The 16,536-nt window shown below is 58.9% G+C and carries 19 protein-coding genes; 5 read left to right on the forward strand and 14 right to left on the reverse strand.

The window, feature by feature from the left end:
- Positions 1-26: 26 nt before the first annotated feature.
- Positions 27-569, forward strand: a complete 543-nt coding sequence (locus ACA041_RS27820) for a GspH/FimT family pseudopilin (RefSeq protein ID WP_497438734.1) — start codon at positions 27-29, stop codon at positions 567-569.
- On the opposite strand, the gene ispH is transcribed toward ACA041_RS27820, so the two are convergent.
- The 6 genes from ispH to murJ form a co-directional block, all read right to left on the reverse strand.
- Entirely contained in the window at positions 546-1,493 is a 948-nt protein-coding gene (gene ispH / locus ACA041_RS27825; RefSeq protein WP_497438735.1) for a 4-hydroxy-3-methylbut-2-enyl diphosphate reductase, read from the reverse strand. The genes ACA041_RS27820 and ispH overlap by 24 nt on opposite strands.
- Before the next feature lie 135 nt (positions 1,494-1,628).
- Entirely contained in the window at positions 1,629-2,066 is a 438-nt protein-coding gene (fkpB, locus tag ACA041_RS27830) for an FKBP-type peptidyl-prolyl cis-trans isomerase (RefSeq protein WP_497442187.1), read from the reverse strand.
- A 7-nt stretch (positions 2,067-2,073) separates the two neighbouring features.
- Positions 2,074-2,586, reverse strand: coding sequence for a signal peptidase II (lspA, locus tag ACA041_RS27835; protein ID WP_497438736.1), 513 nt, complete (start codon positions 2,584-2,586; stop codon positions 2,074-2,076).
- Positions 2,579-5,410, reverse strand: coding sequence for an isoleucine--tRNA ligase (gene ileS, locus ACA041_RS27840; protein WP_497438737.1), 2,832 nt, complete (start codon positions 5,408-5,410; stop codon positions 2,579-2,581). Before ileS ends, lspA begins: the two co-directional genes overlap by 8 nt.
- Entirely contained in the window at positions 5,411-6,361 is a 951-nt protein-coding gene (gene ribF / locus ACA041_RS27845) for a bifunctional riboflavin kinase/FAD synthetase (RefSeq protein WP_497438738.1), read from the reverse strand.
- Between the two features lie 130 nt (positions 6,362-6,491).
- On the reverse strand, positions 6,492-8,030 hold the full coding sequence (gene murJ / locus ACA041_RS27850) for a murein biosynthesis integral membrane protein MurJ (protein ID WP_497438739.1): 1,539 nt from the start codon (positions 8,028-8,030) through the stop codon (positions 6,492-6,494).
- Between the two features lie 252 nt (positions 8,031-8,282).
- On the opposite strand from murJ, the gene rpsT reads away from it, so the two are divergent.
- Positions 8,283-8,561 carry a 30S ribosomal protein S20 gene (gene rpsT, locus ACA041_RS27855; RefSeq protein ID WP_003185593.1) on the forward strand — a complete coding sequence of 93 codons (279 nt, stop codon included), beginning with the start codon at positions 8,283-8,285 and terminating at the stop codon, positions 8,559-8,561.
- Positions 8,562-8,677: 116 nt separating this feature from the next.
- Here the strand turns inward: rpsT and ACA041_RS27860 are convergent, their stop codons facing one another.
- From ACA041_RS27860 to rplU, 5 genes are all read right to left on the reverse strand, one after another.
- The gene (locus ACA041_RS27860; protein ID WP_015096894.1) at positions 8,678-9,142 is read right to left on the reverse strand and encodes a CreA family protein; all 465 of its coding nucleotides are present in this window, start codon (positions 9,140-9,142) and stop codon (positions 8,678-8,680) included.
- 12 nt (positions 9,143-9,154) lie between these two features.
- A complete protein-coding gene (gene proB, locus ACA041_RS27865; protein ID WP_497442188.1) occupies positions 9,155-10,273 on the reverse strand; it encodes a glutamate 5-kinase in 1,119 nt (372 codons plus the stop codon).
- A 123-nt stretch (positions 10,274-10,396) separates the two neighbouring features.
- Positions 10,397-11,620, reverse strand: coding sequence for an Obg family GTPase CgtA (cgtA, locus tag ACA041_RS27870; RefSeq protein WP_497438740.1), 1,224 nt, complete (start codon positions 11,618-11,620; stop codon positions 10,397-10,399).
- Between the two features lie 193 nt (positions 11,621-11,813).
- Positions 11,814-12,089, reverse strand: coding sequence for a 50S ribosomal protein L27 (gene rpmA / locus ACA041_RS27875; RefSeq protein WP_007901871.1), 276 nt, complete (start codon positions 12,087-12,089; stop codon positions 11,814-11,816).
- A 35-nt stretch (positions 12,090-12,124) separates the two neighbouring features.
- Complete coding sequence (gene rplU / locus ACA041_RS27880; RefSeq protein WP_003176051.1) at positions 12,125-12,439, reverse strand: 50S ribosomal protein L21; 315 nt, start codon at positions 12,437-12,439, stop codon at positions 12,125-12,127.
- A 240-nt stretch (positions 12,440-12,679) separates the two neighbouring features.
- Between rplU and ACA041_RS27885 the strand changes: the two genes are divergently transcribed.
- The 3 genes from ACA041_RS27885 to ACA041_RS27895 all read left to right on the forward strand — a co-directional run bounded on the left by ACA041_RS27885 (position 12,680) and on the right by ACA041_RS27895 (position 14,638).
- A complete protein-coding gene (locus tag ACA041_RS27885; RefSeq protein WP_497438741.1) occupies positions 12,680-13,648 on the forward strand; it encodes a polyprenyl synthetase family protein in 969 nt (322 codons plus the stop codon).
- Between the two features lie 186 nt (positions 13,649-13,834).
- Entirely contained in the window at positions 13,835-14,176 is a 342-nt protein-coding gene (locus ACA041_RS27890) for a zinc ribbon domain-containing protein YjdM (protein WP_497438742.1), read from the forward strand.
- A 204-nt stretch (positions 14,177-14,380) separates the two neighbouring features.
- Complete coding sequence (locus ACA041_RS27895; RefSeq protein ID WP_497438743.1) at positions 14,381-14,638, forward strand: PA4570 family protein; 258 nt, start codon at positions 14,381-14,383, stop codon at positions 14,636-14,638.
- 145 nt (positions 14,639-14,783) lie between these two features.
- On the opposite strand, the gene bamJ is transcribed toward ACA041_RS27895, so the two are convergent.
- The 3 genes from bamJ to ACA041_RS27910 all read right to left on the reverse strand — a co-directional run bounded on the left by bamJ (position 14,784) and on the right by ACA041_RS27910 (position 16,481).
- On the reverse strand, positions 14,784-15,401 hold the full coding sequence (gene bamJ / locus ACA041_RS27900) for a BamJ family beta-barrel-assembly machinery protein (RefSeq protein WP_497438744.1): 618 nt from the start codon (positions 15,399-15,401) through the stop codon (positions 14,784-14,786).
- Between the two features lie 123 nt (positions 15,402-15,524).
- The gene (locus ACA041_RS27905; RefSeq protein ID WP_497438745.1) at positions 15,525-15,836 is read right to left on the reverse strand and encodes a DUF6482 family protein; all 312 of its coding nucleotides are present in this window, start codon (positions 15,834-15,836) and stop codon (positions 15,525-15,527) included.
- Positions 15,837-15,992: 156 nt separating this feature from the next.
- Positions 15,993-16,481 carry a TIGR00645 family protein gene (locus ACA041_RS27910; protein ID WP_497438746.1) on the reverse strand — a complete coding sequence of 163 codons (489 nt, stop codon included), beginning with the start codon at positions 16,479-16,481 and terminating at the stop codon, positions 15,993-15,995.
- Between the last annotated feature and the right edge of the window lie 55 nt (positions 16,482-16,536).

Below are 16,536 nucleotides of genomic sequence, written 5' to 3' on the forward strand. Positions count from 1 at the left end.
CACCGGACTCCAGGGAGGGAGACGTCATGCGCCAGCAAGGTTTCAGCCTGATCGAACTGCTTATGGGACTGACGATTACCGCGATTGTTCTGTCATTGGTCAGTCCGGCTTTGGCAGCACTCACCGAGTCGAACCATCGCGAGGAGGCGGCAAACGCTCTGGTTGCTGGCGTGCGCAACGCAAGAAGTGAAGCAATCACCCGTGGCCAGACCGTCATGATTCACGCCATCGACGGCGACTGGAGCCAAGGCTGGCGGATCATTGTGGATGTAAATGGCAAGGGATACGAGGACAGCAGCAATCCGTTGCTGGTCGAACGCCGGAATGGCACCCGGGTGCCGATTTTCGGCAATCGTTATGTCAAGACTTCCATACGTTTCAGCAATCTGGGCGAACCGCTGCACAATGGCTTCCAGGCGGGGACATTGCATGTTTGCGCGGTCCGCGAGCCGGTCAGCCTGCACCAGGTGGTGCTGGCCTCGAACGGTCGCGTCAGCCTGCGCAGTAAAAAAACCGAACAGGCGTTGTGCGTGGGAGGAGAAGATTCAGAGCAGGGAGCGGACTCGTAACTCTTTAGGCATGGAGAACGTGATGTTCTCCTCGCGACCCGCCAGTTCATCGGCTCCGGTAGCGCCCCAGGCCTGCAACTGCTGGATCACGCCACGCACCAGGACTTCCGGTGCGGAGGCGCCAGCGGTGATGCCGATGCGCTCGACACCTTCGAACCAGCTTTTTTGCAGGTCTTCGGCGCCGTCGATCAGGTAAGCCGGAGTTGCCATGCGTTCGGCGAGCTCACGCAGGCGATTGGAGTTGGAGCTGTTCGGGCTGCCGACCACCAATACCACGTCGCATTCGTCGGCCAGTTGCTTGACCGCGTCCTGACGGTTTTGCGTGGCGTAGCAGATGTCATCCTTGCGCGGACCACCGATCGCCGGGAAGCGCGCACGCAGGGCATCGATGACGCGGCTGGTGTCATCCATCGACAGCGTGGTCTGGGTCACGAACGCCAGTTTTTCGGGGTTGTTCACCTGCAACTCAGCGACGTCTTTTTCGTCTTCGACCAGGTAGATCGCGCCACCATTGCTGCCATCGTACTGGCCCATGGTGCCTTCCACTTCCGGATGACCGGCGTGGCCGATGAGGATGCATTCACGGCCGTCGCGGCTGTAGCGCGCAACTTCAATGTGCACCTTGGTGACCAGCGGGCAGGTCGCGTCGAATACCTTCAGGCCGCGGCCGGCGGCTTCGGTACGCACGGCTTGGGAAACGCCGTGAGCACTGAAGATCACGATGACGTCGTCCGGCACCTGGTCCAGTTCTTCGACGAAGATCGCCCCGCGGGCACGCAGGTCTTCGACGACGAATTTGTTGTGGACCACTTCGTGGCGCACATAGATCGGCGGCCCGAACACTTCCAGGGCGCGGTTGACGATTTCGATCGCCCGGTCCACACCGGCGCAGAAGCCACGGGGGTTGGCGAGTTTGATTTGCATGCTGTGCCTCGTGTCTTGCCCCTGTAGGAGCGAGCTTGCTCGCGATGGACTTAAGGACACCGCGTTAATCCAGAAAGAACGCGTTATCGTTAACGTTTATCGCGAGCAAGCTCGCTCCTACAAAAAGCGGGTCAGTTACAGCGATTTGACGCTGATGATTTCGACGTCAAAGGTCAAGGTTTTGCCGGCCAACGGATGATTGAAGTCGATGGTCACTTGTTCGTCATCGAACTCTTTCACCACACCTGGCAGCTCAGTATTCGCCGCATCGTTGAAGATCACCAGCAAACCCGGTGACAGTTCCATGTCCTTGAACTGCGAGCGCGGGATGACCTGCACGTTCTGCGGGTTGGGCTGACCAAAAGCGTTTTCCGGCTGAATCGTCAGCGTACGCTTGTCCCCAGCCTTGAAGCCGAACAGCGCTGCTTCGAAACCTGGCAACAGGTTACCGTCGCCGACCTTGAAGGTCGCCGGGGCTTTGTCGAAGGTGCTGTCGACGGTGTCGCCGTTCTCCAGGCGCAATGCAAAGTGCAAGGTGACTTCCGTGTTCTGGCGGATGCGTTGCTCAGCCAATACCTGTTCAGTCATGAACGGTTTCTCCGGTTTTCTTACTTTTGAACATATCCAGGGCCAGCATGACAGCACCTACCGTAATCGCACTGTCGGCGAAGTTGAACGCCGGGAAGTGCCACTGGTTCTGCCAATGCACCAGGATGAAATCGATCACATGGCCATAAGCAATGCGGTCATACAGGTTGCCCAACGCGCCGCCCAGCACCAGTGCCAACGCGACGGCCAGCCAGGTTTCATTGCGGCCAAGACGTTTGAGCCAGACCACCAGCACCGCACTGACCACAATCGCGATCAATGCAAACAGCCAGCGCTGCCAACCGGAACTGTCGGCCAGGAAGCTGAACGCCGCGCCTGTGTTGTAGGCCAGGGTCCAACTGAACAGATCGGGGATCACCACGATTTGCTGGAACATCTCGAGCCTGTCTTCGAAGTAGAACTTGCTGGCCTGGTCGATGACCAGGACCAGCAAACTCAACCAGAGCCAGCTCAGCCGTCCGAAACGGCCAACGGCATTAGGCATAGTGACGAACCTCGCCAGCGCCGCTGATGTTGTCGACACAACGGCCACAGATCTCCGGATGCTCCGGGTTCACGCCGACGTCTTCACGGCAGTGCCAGCAGCGGGCGCACTTGGCGTGGCTCGACTTGACCACTTGCAGTTTCAACCCGCTGACTTCGGTGACTACCGCGTCCTCTGGTGCCTTAACAAAAGGCGCAACGGTGGCGGTCGAGGTGATCAATACGAAGCGCAGTTCGTTGCTCAGCTTGGCCAGGTCGGCGCTCAGCGCCTCTTCGGCGAACAGCGTCACTTCGGCTTGCAGGTTGCCACCGACGGCCTTGGCCGCGCGCTGGATTTCCATTTCCTTGTTGACCGCGACCTTCACCGCCATGATCCGCTCCCAGTAGGCGCGGCCCAGTTCGACGTTGTCCGGCAATTCGGTCAGGCCTTCGTACCAGGTGTTGAGCATCACCGACTCGTTGCGCTCGCCCGGCAGGTATTCCCACAGCTCGTCGGCGGTGAAGGCGAGGATCGGCGCGATCCAGCGCACCAGCGCCTCGGAGATGTGGTACAGCGCGGTTTGCGCCGAACGGCGGGCCTTGCTGTTGGCGCCAGTGGTGTACTGCCGGTCCTTGATGATGTCCAGGTAGAACCCGCCCAGCTCCTGCACGCAGAAGTTGTGGATCTTCGAGTAAACGTTCCAGAAGCGGTATTCACCATAGTGCTCTTGCAACTCGCGTTGCAGCAGCAGGGTGCGGTCCACGGCCCAACGGTCCAGTGCCAGCATTTCTTCTGCCGGCAGGATGTCAGTGGCCGGGTTGAAGCCGGTCAGGTTCGAAAGCAGGAAGCGCGCGGTGTTACGGATCCGCCGGTAGGCGTCCGCACTGCGTTGCAGGATCTGCTCGGAAACTGCCATTTCACCCGAGTAGTCGGTGGAGGCCACCCACAGGCGCATGATGTCGGCGCCCAGGGTGTCGTTGACCTTTTGCGGCGCGATCACGTTGCCCAGGGACTTGGACATCTTGCGGCCGGACTCATCGACGGTGAAGCCGTGGGTCAGCAGCTCGCGGTACGGCGCGTGGTCGTCGATGGCGCAACCGGTCAGAAGCGACGAGTGGAACCAGCCACGGTGTTGGTCCGAACCTTCCAGGTACAGGTCGGCGCGTGGACCGGTTTCGTGGCCCACCGGGTGCGAACCACGCAGGACGTGCCAGTGCGTGGTGCCCGAATCGAACCAGACATCCAGTGTGTCGCTGATCTTGTCGTACTGCGGCGCTTCGTCACCGAGCAATTCGGCGGCGTCCATCTTGAACCAGGCTTCGATGCCTTCGACTTCGACGCGCTTGGCGACTTCTTCCATCAGTTCGGCGGTACGCGGGTGCAGCTCGCCGCTTTCCTTGTTCAGGAAGAACGGGATCGGCACACCCCAGTTGCGCTGACGGGAGATGCACCAGTCAGGACGATTGGCAATCATCGAGTGCAGGCGCGCCTGGCCCCAGGCCGGAACGAACTTCGTTTCTTCGATGGCCTTGATCGCCCGCTTGCGCAGGGTTTCGTTGGTCGCAGGTTGTTTGTCCATGCCGATGAACCACTGCGCGGTGGCGCGGTAGATCAGCGGGGTCTTGTGACGCCAGCAGTGCATGTAGCTGTGTTCGATGATGCTGGTGTGCAGCAGCGCTCCGACTTCGGTCAGTTTGTCGACGATGGCAGGGTTGGCTTTCCAGATGAACTGGCCGCCGAAGAACTCCAGCGACGGTACGTAGACACCGTTGCTCTGTACCGGATTGATGATGTCGTCGTTGACCATGCCGTATTTCTTGCAGGTCACGAAGTCGTCCACGCCGTAGGCCGGCGAGGAGTGAACCACGCCGGTGCCAGCGCCCAGCTCGACGTAATCGGCCAGGTAAACCGGCGACAGGCGATCGTAGAACGGATGACGGAAGTTGATCAGTTCCAGCGCTTTACCGGTGGTGGTAGCGATGACCGAACCTTCCAGGCTGTAACGGGCCAGGCACGACTCGACCAGCTCTTCAGCCAGCACCAGCAGTTTGTCGCCGACATCGACCAGGGCGTAGTTGAATTCCGGGTGAACGTTCAATGCCTGGTTGGCCGGAATGGTCCACGGGGTGGTGGTCCAGATCACGATCGAAGCCGGCTTGCCCAGCGACTGCAGTCCGAAAGCGGCAGCCAGACTGGCTTCGTCAGCGATCGGGAATGCCACGTCGATGGTCGAGGACTTCTTGTTCTCGTACTCGACTTCCGCTTCAGCCAGGGCCGAGCCGCAATCGAAACACCAGTTCACGGGCTTGAGGCCCTTGAACACGAAACCGCCCTTGACGATTTCGGCCAAGGCACGGATTTCACCGGCCTCGTTCTTGAAGTCCATGGTCTTGTACGGGTTGGCGAAGTCGCCCAATACGCCCAGACGGATGAATTCGGACTTCTGGCCTTCGATCTGCTCGGTGGCGTAGGCACGGCACAGTTCGCGGGTCTTGTCGGCGCCCAGGTTCTTTCCGTGGGTTACTTCGACTTTGTGCTCGATCGGCAGACCATGGCAGTCCCAGCCCGGAACATAAGGCGCGTCGAAACCCGACAGGGTTTTCGAGCGGATGATCATGTCCTTGAGAATCTTGTTCAGCGCATGACCGATGTGAATCGTGCCGTTGGCGTAAGGAGGGCCGTCGTGCAAAACGAACTTCGGACGATCCTTGCCAATCTCGCGCAACTTACCGTACAGGCCAATACTGTCCCAGCGCTGCAGAATCTGCGGTTCGCGCTGTGGCAGGCCGGCCTTCATTGGGAAGGCGGTGTCCGGAAGGTTTAGCGTGGCTTTATAGTCGGTCATTTAAGGCTCTTCATTAGCGATTGGCGCTAGGTGCGACAGGGCACGGGCGGCGGCAACATCCGCATTGATCGCCGTCTTAAGCGCCTCCAGAGAGGCGAAACGCTGCTCTTCACGCAGCTTGTGGTGGAAAACCACCGTCAAACGCCGGTCATACAGATCGCCGGCAAAATCTAAAAGATGCACTTCCAGGTGGGCTTTGCCATCACCCTGGACCGTTGGCCGCACGCCGATATTGGCGACGCCGGGCCAGGTCTTGCCATCGATGTCGACATTGACCAGGTACACCCCGGTCAGCGGCACGCGACGGCGCTTGAGTTGAATATTCGCCGTGGGCGTACCCAGTTGGCGGGCCAGCTTCTGGCCATGCAAAACCCGTCCGGCAATCCGGAACGGACGACCGAGCAGGCGCTCGGCCAAGGCAAAATCGGCAGCGGCCAGGGCATTGCGGACCTGGGTGCTGCTGACGCGAATCCCGTCCAGTTCCACGGTTTGCGCCGCTTCGACGGTAAAGCCTTGCATGACGCCGGCCTGTTGCAGGAAATCGAAATCCCCAACCCGGTCACAGCCGAACCGGAAGTCGTCACCGACCTCCAGATGCTGGACGCCGAGGCCGTCCACCAGAATGGTATCGACGAATTCGCTGGCGCTGAGTTTGCTCAGGCGCTGGTTGAACGCCAGGCATAGCACCCGGTCCACTCCTTCGAGCGCCAGCAGCTGCAATTTGTCTCGCAGTCGGGCTAAACGCGCGGGAGCGGTGTCCGGGGCGAAGAACTCCCGCGGCTGCGGCTCGAAAATCACCACGCAGCTGGGCACGCCCAACTCGAGCGCACGTTCACGCAGCCTCGCCAGGATTGCCTGGTGGCCACGGTGTACACCGTCAAAGTTGCCAATAGTGGCGACACAGCCCCGATGCTGGGGGCGCAGATTGTGGAGGCCTCGAACCAGCTGCATAACGCGCTTCTTGCTCATAAAGTGGTCGATTATAACCACACCCGGCGGCCGACGACAGGCAACACCGTAACCCAAAGTGATCGAGCCGACAAAAACGCCGGCCCGCCCGTGTTTATCGAAGCCTTGAGCCTCAGCTCAGCGCCTTGCGATTGAAGTCGCGCAAACGGAAGCCCATCAGCAGCAGCATGCCGAAATACGCGACCACGCCAGCCGCCACCAGAGTGCCCAGGCGCAGGAATCGTTCGAGCATGTGCCCCTGGTCCCAGGCTGGCATGAAATGCATCGCGCCGAGCAGGACCGCGGACATTACCAGCACCGCGACCACCAGTTTAACCCCGAACTTCGCCCAGCCAGGCTGCGGCTGATACATCTGCTGCTTACGCAATTGATAGAACAGCAGCCCCGCGTTGAGGCAGGCACCGGCGCTGATCGCCAGGGCCAGGCCGGCGTGGGCCAGCGGACCGATCAGCACCAGATTGAACAGCTGGGTGCAGACCAGGGTGAAAATCGCGATTTTTACCGGCGTACGGATGTTTTGTTGCGCATAAAAGCCCGGCGCCAGCACTTTGATCACGATAATCCCGAGCAAACCGACTGAATAAGCGACCAGCGCGCGCTGAGTCATGGCAGCATCAAAGGCACTGAACTGGCCGTACTGGAACAGCGAAACCGTCAGCGGTTCGGCCAGTATTCCCAGCGCCAGCGAGCATGGCAACACCAGTACGAAGCACAGGCGCAGGCCCCAATCGAGGATTCGCGAGTACTCGTGGCGATCCTTGCTGGCGTAGGACTTGGCCAGGGTCGGCAGCAAAATCGTGCCCAAGGCCACGCCCAGCACACCGGACGGCAATTCCATCAAACGGTCGGCGTAATACATCCAGGACACGGAACCGGCGACTAGAAAGGAAGCGAAGATGGTGTTGATGATCAGCGAAATCTGGCTGACCGAAACACCGAGAATCGCTGGCGCCATCTGCTTGAGCACCCGCCAGACCCCGCTGTCGCGCAGGTTCAGGCGTGGCAGCACGAGCATGCCGATCTTTTTCAGGTGCGGCAGCTGATAGAGCAATTGCGCCAGGCCACCGACCAGTACCGCCCAACCCAGGGCCATCACCGGCGGATCGAAGTACGGCGTCAGGAACACCGCAAAGATGATCATGCTGACGTTCAGCAGCGTCGGCACAAAGGCCGGCACGGAGAAACGGTTATACGTATTGAGGATCGCACCGGCCAATGAAGACAGGGAGATCAGTAATATATACGGGAACGTCACCCGCAGCAGGCTGACGGTCAGCTCGAATTTTTCCGGAGTATCGGTGAAACCCGGCGCAGTCGCCCAGATGACCCACGGCGCCGCGATCATGCCCAGCACGGTGACCAGCGCCAGTACCAGGGTCAGCAGGCCGCAGACGTAGGCGATAAAGGTTCGCGTCGCCTCCTCGCCCTTCTGGTTTTTGTATTCGGCCAGAATCGGCACGAAGGCCTGGGAAAACGCCCCCTCGGCGAAGATTCTGCGCAGCAGGTTGGGCAATTTGAAGGCGATAAAGAAGGCGTCGGTCGCCATCCCCGCACCAAATGCCCGTGCAATCAGGGTGTCCCTGACGAACCCCAGAACCCGGGAAAGCATCGTGATAGAGCTTACGGCGGCCAACGATTTGAGCAGATTCATTGAAAGAGTTTGTGCCTGTCGATAAACAGCAGGCGAACTAAGCGCCTACTTATGCGATACTCCGCGCCGCAACAGCACAGAGCCAAAGCTCGCGAGTTTACAGGTCAAGCGCCGGAAATAAATATCCCGCCTCTTTATACCTACCACTTAGCGGAACGTCTCAACCGCCCTTGACAAGACATCAACTCATCGGCATGATTCGCGGCCTATTTTGTTTGCTATTTCCTAAAAAGTCTTTCGAGGAGCTCGACGGTGGCCAACACACCTTCCGCCAAAAAACGTGCAAAACAGGCTGAGAAGCGTCGCAGCCACAACGCCAGCCTGCGTTCCATGGTTCGTACCTACATCAAGAATGTAGTTAAGGCCATTGACGCAAAAGACGCTGAAAAAGCTCAAGCTGCTTACGTTCTGGCTGTGCCAGTTATCGACCGTATGGCCGATAAAGGCATCATCCACAAGAACAAAGCTGCTCGTCATAAGAGCCGCCTGAATGGCCACGTCAAGGCCCTGAACGTTGCCGCTGCTGCCTAAGCGACGCGCTCGTTAAAAAACCGACCTCAGGGTCGGTTTTTTATTGCCTGCGATTTGATGCACACACAAAAAAACTGTGGGAGCGAGCTTGCTCCCACAGTTCGATTTACGTCAGATTACTGGGCATGTGCCCACGGCAGAATTGGAATTGCCGTCACCGCATTCTGCGGACTGCCTTCAATCAAGCGATCGCTATAGACCAGATACACCAGTGTATTGCGCTTCTTGTCGAGGAATCGCACCACCTGCATGGTCTTGAACACCAGCGACGTGCGCTCCTTGAACACCTCGTCGCCATCCTTTAACTCACCCTTGAAGCTGATCGGCCCGACCTGCCGGCATGCAATGGACGCCTCGGCGCGATCTTCAGCCAAGCCCAAGCCACCCTTCACCCCGCCCGTCTTGGCCCGGGACAGGTAGCAGGTCACGCCCTCCACCTTCGGATCGTCAAATGCCTCAACGACGATACGGTCGTTCGGACCGACGAACTTGAACACCGTCGACACCTGACCGATCTCCTCGGCCGAGGCCAGCAGCGGCATCGCCAGCAGCAGACCCAACAATCCTTTTGCAACGCGCATTCAGGTATTCCTTCAGACCAGGATCAGGTTATCGCGATGAACCAGTTCAGGCTCAGCCATGTAACCCAACAGACCGACAATCGCCTCAGACGATTGACCGATGATTTTTTGTGCTTCCAGCGCACTGTAGTTGGCCAGGCCACGGGCAATTTCTCGACCGTCCGGCGCCACGCAGACCACCATCTCACCACGACGGAAGCTGCCCTGGACCAGCTTGACACCCACGGGCAACAAACTTTTATTACCCTGGGACAACGCCGTTACCGCGCCGGCGTCCAGCACCAGCGTGCCGCGGGTTTGCAGGTGTCCGGCTAGCCATTGCTTGCGCGCCGCCAGCATGCCGCGCTCAGGTGACAGCAAGGTGCCGATGCGCTCGCCCGCCTTGAGGCGATCCAGCACCCGCTCTAGGCGGCCGCCGACGATGATGGTATGCGCACCGGACCGGGCGGCCAGGCGCGCAGCACGCAACTTGGTCTGCATGCCGCCACGGCCGAGCGCGCCACCGGTACCACCGGCGACCGCATCCAGCGCCGGATCGTCGGCGCGCGCTTCGTAAATCAGGCTGGCGCCGGGATTGTTGCGCGGATCGGCGTCGAACATGCCATCGCGATCAGTGAGGATCACCAGCAAGTCAGCTTCGACCAGGTTGGCCACCAACGCCGCCAAGGTGTCGTTGTCACCGAACCGAATCTCATCGGTGACCACGGTGTCGTTCTCGTTGATGACCGGGATCACCTTGAGCTCGACCAGCGCACGCAGGGTGCTGCGGGCGTTCAGGTAGCGTTTGCGGTCAGACAGGTCATCGTGGGTCAGGAGAATCTGCGCGGTATGCCGCCCATGCTCGGCAAAGCTCGATTCCCAGGCCTGCACCAACCCCATCTGACCGATAGCGGCAGCGGCCTGCAGCTCGTGCATCGCACTGGGTCGCACAGTCCAGCCCAGACGGCTCATGCCTGCCGCTACCGCCCCGGAGGACACCAGCACCAACTCGACGCCCGCCTCATGCAAGGCCACCATCTGCTCGACCCAGACACCCATTGCGGCGCGATCCAGGCCCTTGCCGTCCGCCGTCAGCAACGCGCTGCCGATTTTCACGACCCAACGCTGCGCACCTGCCACCTTGCTCCGCATCATCTTCAACCTTAGCTTGAGGACAGCGCGACCCAGCGCTACCCGTAACGTTATTCGTGACTTCCGATTTCCAGATACTAAAACGCCGCTCAAGTGAGCGGCGCTTAAGTTTATCGCAACGGATCAATCACGCACGTAAATGATTTCCGGACCGTCTTCGTCATCCACATCTTCTTCGTCCCAATCATCGTCACCGATGTCATGGACCGACTTCACGCCACTGCGACGCAGGGCACGCTGGTCATCCAGGGCCTGCAACTGGGCGCGGGCCTCGTCTTCGATGCGCTGATCGAGATCAGCCAGCTCTTCCTTGTAGGCCGGGTCGTTGGCCAGGCGATCGGCACGATCTTCCATGTAACGCATGATGTCGTGGCACAGACGCTCGGTACCCAGCTTGGAGATGGCCGAGATCACGTAGACCGGACCGGTCCACTCCAGGCGATCGACGATTTCCTTGACCCGGGCATCGTGCTCTTCTTCAAGGATCTGGTCGCACTTGTTCAGCACCAACCAACGGTCACGCTCAGCCAGGGACGGGCTGAACTTGGTCAGCTCGCTGACGATCACTTCAGCAGCATCCGGGGCACTGGTGTCATCCAGCGGCGCCATGTCCACGAGATGCAGCAGCAGACGGGTACGCGACAAGTGCTTGAGGAAGCGAATCCCCAGGCCCGCGCCATCGGAAGCACCCTCGATCAGGCCCGGAATGTCCGCCACCACGAAGCTCTTCCAGCGATCGACGCTGACCACACCCAGGTTCGGCACCAGCGTGGTGAACGGGTAATCGGCGACTTTCGGCTTGGCGGCCGACACCGAACGAATAAAGGTACTTTTGCCAGCATTGGGCAAGCCCAGCAGGCCGACATCAGCCAACACCTTCATTTCCAGCTTGAGATCACGCGCTTCACCCGGCTTGCCCGGAGTGGTCTGGCGCGGAGCGCGGTTGGTACTGGATTTGAAACGGGTGTTGCCCAGACCGTGCCAGCCACCGTGAGCCACCAGCAATTTCTGACCGGCCTTGGTCAGGTCCCCAATCACTTCCTGAGTGGCAGCGTCGATAACGGTGGTGCCGACCGGTACACGCAGCACCAGCTCTTCACCTTTTTTACCGGTGCAGTCGGTGCTGCCGCCGTTGGAACCGCGCTCGGCATCGAAGTGCCGGGTGTAACGGTAGTCGACCAGGGTGTTGAGGTTTTCGTCGGCGAGCATGTAGACCGAGCCTCCGTCACCACCGTCACCACCGTTCGGGCCACCGTTTTCAATGAATTTTTCGCGACGGAAGCTCATGCAACCGTTGCCGCCGTCACCGGCCTTTACTCGAATCGATACTTCATCAACAAACTTCATAACAAAACGCCTCTCGCCATACGGACGAGCCGAAAAAACCAAGACATAAGACTCTTGCAAAAATGAGCGCAGCGACCTCAATCAACGACCGCGAATCCAGCGCTGGAGCCCATTACAAACAGCTTTGCAAGAGACTCACCCCACAAACGAAAAAGCCCCGTCGCGAGACAGGGCTTTTCCAGCAACTACGTAATTATGCCGCGACGACGTCAGTCTTCGGGACGATGCTCACGTAACGGCGACCGAAGGCGCCTTTTACTTCGAACTTGATCACGCCGTCGATTTTAGCGAACAGAGTGTGATCCTTGCCCATGCCAACGCCGTAGCCAGCGTGGAATTGGGTGCCGCGCTGACGCACGATGATGTTGCCCGGAATGATAACCTGGCCGCCATACATCTTCACGCCAAGGCGTTTGGCTTCTGAGTCGCGACCGTTACGGGTACTACCACCAGCTTTTTTGTGTGCCATGAGTTCAATTCTCCTAGTGAGGAATTAGGCTGAAATTAAGCCTGAATACCGGTGATTTTGATCTCGGTGTACCACTGGCGGTGGCCCATACGCTTCATGTGGTGCTTACGGCGACGGAACTTGATGATGCGGACTTTATCGTGACGACCTTGGGAGATCACTTCAGCCACAACGGTAGCGCCAGCAACAACTGGAGCGCCGATATTCACGTCGTCGCCATTGGCAACCAACAGAACGCGATCAAAAGTAACGGATTCGCCGGTAGCGATTTCCAGTTTTTCGATCTTCAGGTATTCACCTGGAGCAACTTTGTACTGCTTGCCACCAGTAACGATTACTGCATAAGACATGGTATTTCTCCGATAATCCTGCTCACCCAGCTCTTTATAAGAAGAGGTATTGGCTGGCATGGCTGCATAAGGCTGGAAGGCCTGTTTGCAATTGCGTAAGGCAGGTGCTGCCCAGGAAGTTCAGGGTGCGCGATTGTACGCAAGCTGACAGGGCGATGCAAGTGGCCGTCCATCGTACCTTGACACCCGCCGACGTGGGTCCTAGCATGCCGCGCAACCCTTCTGGAGCACCTGTCTCTGATGCAACCCCAAGCTTTCTACCGCGCGGTGGCGGACGATTTCAAAGCCGTCGACGGCATCATCAAGAAGCAGCTGACTTCCCGAGTTCCGCTGGTATCGAAGATCGGCGACTACATTACCTCGGCCGGCGGTAAACGCCTGCGTCCGTTATTAGTGTTGCTGTGTGGCAAGGCCCTGGGTCGCGAAGGCGATGACCTGCGCCTGCTGGCCGCGACCATCGAGTTCCTGCACACCGCGACCCTGCTGCATGACGACGTGGTCGACATGTCCGGCATGCGCCGCGGCCGCTCGACCGCCAACGCCATGTGGGGCAACGCTCCGAGCGTGCTGGTAGGCGACTTCCTGTATTCACGCTCCTTCGAAATGATGGTCGAACTGGGCTCCATGCCGGTGATGAAGATCCTTTCGCAAGCCACGCGGATCATCGCCGAAGGCGAGGTGTTGCAGCTGTCGAAGGTGCGTGACGCCAGCACCACCGAAGAAACCTACATGGAAGTCATCCGCGGCAAGACCGCGATGCTCTTCGAGGCCTCGACCCACAGTGCTGCAGCCTTGTGCGACGCCACACCGGAACAGGCCGAGGCCTTGCGTACGTTTGGCGATCACCTGGGAGTGGCCTTCCAACTGGTCGACGACCTGCTGGATTACAAGGGCGATGCAGAGACCCTGGGCAAGAACGTCGGCGACGATCTGGCCGAAGGCAAGCCGACCCTGCCGCTGATCTACACCATGCGTGAAGGCACGCCGGAACAAGCGGCACTGGTGCGCAAGGCGATCCAGAAAGGCGGGATCGAAGATCTGGAAAGCATTCGCGAAGCCGTGGAAGCGTCAGGCTCGCTGGACTACACCGCGCAGCTGGCCCGTGACTACGTGACCCGCGCCATCAAGTGCCTCGATGCGCTGCCAGCCAGCGAATACCGCGATGCGCTGGTCGAATTGAGCGAATTTGCGGTAGCCCGCACGCATTAACGACGACCATCCCCTGTGGGAGCGAGCCTGCTCGCGATAGCGGACCTTCAGTCAACAGAGATGTTGAATGTAAGTGCCTCATCGCGAGCAGGCTCGCTCCCACAGGTTATTCAGCGCCCCGCCCTCTCCCGCCTAAAACCCTATACAATGTGCGCTTTTTAGCGATCCTGAATCCAAGGAGCCTTAGTGAGCACGTTGCCACCCTGCCCGAAATGCAATTCCGAATACACTTACGAAGATGGCGCCCAGCTGATCTGCCCCGAGTGTGCCCACGAGTGGTCCGCGGGCGCTGAAACCGAAGCCGCCTCCGATGACACCGTGAAGAAGGATTCAGTCGGCAACGTCCTGCAGGACGGCGACACTATCACCGTGATCAAGGACCTCAAGGTCAAGGGCACGTCGCTGGTGGTCAAGGTCGGCACCAAGGTCAAGAACATCCGCTTGTGCGATGGCGATCATGACATCGACTGCAAAATCGACGGTATCGGCCCGATGAAGCTCAAATCCGAGTTCGTCAGAAAAGTCTGATCCCTGATGTATTCCATCCCGCGCCTGACGTGGGATGGTGCTTCACCCTCCCCACTTCGACCAACAAAACCTCGCAATAGCCAAACGCCAGTCGTTTTGACCTTACGCAATCTTTACCCGCAAAAAAGCACAAACCTCCAATAGGTCCTTGCTATTTGATGAATAAGAATTATTCTCATTGAACCCTTTGATGGAGATGAGAACATGACTTATTTGATCGACGCCTGGCTTGACCGCCCACACCCGTACCTCAGGATCCTGCATCGGGAAACCGGGGAAGTATGTGCAGTGCTTGAAGAAGAAGCCTTGAACGAGCTGCAGGATCAGGGTGATCTGGACCTCAACGGCCTGAGCTCCAGCGAACCGGTGGTGCTCAAGGAGCTGGTGCGCAATCTGTTTCTGTTCTGCTATGCCAGGGCGTTGCGCCCGAGCAGCGATCTGAACCACAAGATCGAAATATGAAAAACAACATAAAACCCTGTAGGAGCGAGCTTGCTCGCGATGGGCGTCAACGATAACGCGGGCATTCTGAATGAACGCGGTGCCTTTGAGTTTTTCGCGAGCAATCTAGCGTCGACCGGCTGCTCCTACAGGTGATCAGCGGATATTACAAAACGTCGAGCAGTTCGACGTCGAAAACCAGTACGCTGTGCGGCGGAATGCTGCCAACGCCTTGAGCGCCGTAAGCCAGCTCGCTCGGCACGTACAGACGCCATTTGCTACCGGCGTTCATCAGTTGCAGGGCTTCGGTCCAGCCAGCGATCACGCCTCCAACCGGGAATTCTGCAGGCTGACCACGATCGTAGGAGCTGTCGAACACAGTGCCGTCGATCAGGGTGCCGTGGTAGTGAGTGCGCACTTGATCTTCACGGGTTGGCTTGGCGCCTTCACCTTGAGTCAGTACTTCGAATTGCAGGCCGGAAGCCAGGGTAGTGATGCCATCACGCTTGGCGTTTTCAGCCAGGAAGGCCAGGCCTTCGCCTGCCGCTGCTTCAGCCTTGGCTGCCGCTTCGGCTTGCATGATTTCGCGGATGACTTTGAAGCTCGCGGACATTTCTTCCTGACCTACACGGCTTGCTTTACCGGCGAAAGCGTCGGTCAGGCCGGCCAGGATCGCGTCCAGGCTGACGCCCGGTGGCGGGTTGTCGCGCAGCTGGTCGCCCAGCTGACGGCCAATGCCGTAGCTGACGCGGGTTTCGTCGGTGGACAGATTTACTTCGGACATGACACTGCTCCGCTGTGCGGACGGCCAGGGAACTTGCCGTGCGTGCACAGCGCGTCCCGGAGGGCGCCCGGAACCAAAAGGGCCAGCAGACTAGCACAGATGCCATGGCGTTGATCAGGGGCGTCAGTGCGGCCACGCAGTACGGAAGGCGATCGGCACCTTCAGGCTTTCTTCCGAACTGGCACCCAGCCCGCACATTTCGTCATGAACCGAAGTATGCACAAGGTTGAACGGCAAGCTGGGAAAGGCGTGCAGCACCTCACGGGCATGTTCGACCGAGCGCAGGTGAAAGGCCTTGCCGCGGGCATCGCTCAGGGGATACGCCGCGCCGTGCATGCGCGCCTCCAGCAGGTAGATCCCGCCTTCCATCGAGATCAGATTGAGCTCATCGATCTTCCCGGCGATGGCATAGGCATTCAATTCTTGCAGATTCATGAACACACCTCACACAGTGGCGAGCCAGCATTCTTACAGGCATAGGCTTTGGCGCATCAAAGCACAAGCCACGGACGACACCGCTCGTCTGTTTCGCATTCCCCTATAGGAGCGAGGGTTGCCCGCTCCTACAGGGGATGTGCAGGGTTAGTGCAATCAATGCTTGGTCAGCTTGTCCAGGTAACCCATGGCAAATGCCGAGACCACGAAGGTCATGTGGATGATCACGTACCACTTCAAGTGCTCGGGATCGAGGTTCTGGGCGTCCATGAATACCCGCAGCAAGTGAATGGACGAAATCGCCACGATGGAGGCTGCCACTTTCATCTTCAGAGAGGAAGAATCCATGGTGCCCAGCCAGTTGAGCTTTTCCTTGTTGTCGTCGATATCCAGTTGAGAAACGAAGTTCTCGTACCCGGAAATCATCACCATCACCAGCAAACCGCCCACCAGGGCCATGTCGATGAGCGACAGCAGCACCAGAATCAGTTCCGACTCAACCATCGAGAACACGTTAGGGATGACGTGAAACACTTCCTGGAAGAATTTCAGCGCCAGCGCCAACAGCCCGAGAGACAGGCCGAAATAGATCGGCGCCAGCAACCAGCGGGAGGCATACATTGCATTTTCGATAAAGCGTTCCATTGATTCTCACAGTTGGCTGGAAATGGCCGCGAGTATACCAGCCACCCGTTACACC

The organism is Pseudomonas sp. LBUM1676 (genome assembly GCF_059695605.1).

What these genes read in the sequence shown, in the direction of transcription:
- ACA041_RS27820 (WP_497438734.1), top strand. Translation starts at nt 27, where the DNA reads ATGCGCCAGCAAGGTTTCAGCCTGATCGAACTGCTTATGGGACTGACG.
- ispH (WP_497438735.1), bottom strand. Translation starts at nt 1,493, where the DNA reads ATGCAAATCAAACTCGCCAACCCCCGTGGCTTCTGCGCCGGTGTGGAC.
- lspA (WP_497438736.1), bottom strand. Translation starts at nt 2,586, where the DNA reads ATGCCTAATGCCGTTGGCCGTTTCGGACGGCTGAGCTGGCTCTGGTTG.
- ileS (WP_497438737.1), bottom strand. Translation starts at nt 5,410, where the DNA reads ATGACCGACTATAAAGCCACGCTAAACCTTCCGGACACCGCCTTCCCA.
- ribF (WP_497438738.1), bottom strand. Translation starts at nt 6,361, where the DNA reads ATGCAGCTGGTTCGAGGCCTCCACAATCTGCGCCCCCAGCATCGGGGC.
- murJ (WP_497438739.1), bottom strand. Translation starts at nt 8,030, where the DNA reads ATGAATCTGCTCAAATCGTTGGCCGCCGTAAGCTCTATCACGATGCTT.
- ACA041_RS27860 (WP_015096894.1), bottom strand. Translation starts at nt 9,142, where the DNA reads ATGCGCGTTGCAAAAGGATTGTTGGGTCTGCTGCTGGCGATGCCGCTG.
- proB (WP_497442188.1), bottom strand. Translation starts at nt 10,273, where the DNA reads ATGCGGAGCAAGGTGGCAGGTGCGCAGCGTTGGGTCGTGAAAATCGGC.
- cgtA (WP_497438740.1), bottom strand. Translation starts at nt 11,620, where the DNA reads ATGAAGTTTGTTGATGAAGTATCGATTCGAGTAAAGGCCGGTGACGGC.
- rpmA (WP_007901871.1), bottom strand. Translation starts at nt 12,089, where the DNA reads ATGGCACACAAAAAAGCTGGTGGTAGTACCCGTAACGGTCGCGACTCA.
- rplU (WP_003176051.1), bottom strand. Translation starts at nt 12,439, where the DNA reads ATGTCTTATGCAGTAATCGTTACTGGTGGCAAGCAGTACAAAGTTGCT.
- ACA041_RS27885 (WP_497438741.1), top strand. Translation starts at nt 12,680, where the DNA reads ATGCAACCCCAAGCTTTCTACCGCGCGGTGGCGGACGATTTCAAAGCC.
- ACA041_RS27895 (WP_497438743.1), top strand. Translation starts at nt 14,381, where the DNA reads ATGACTTATTTGATCGACGCCTGGCTTGACCGCCCACACCCGTACCTC.
- bamJ (WP_497438744.1), bottom strand. Translation starts at nt 15,401, where the DNA reads ATGTCCGAAGTAAATCTGTCCACCGACGAAACCCGCGTCAGCTACGGC.
- ACA041_RS27905 (WP_497438745.1), bottom strand. Translation starts at nt 15,836, where the DNA reads ATGAATCTGCAAGAATTGAATGCCTATGCCATCGCCGGGAAGATCGAT.
- ACA041_RS27910 (WP_497438746.1), bottom strand. Translation starts at nt 16,481, where the DNA reads ATGGAACGCTTTATCGAAAATGCAATGTATGCCTCCCGCTGGTTGCTG.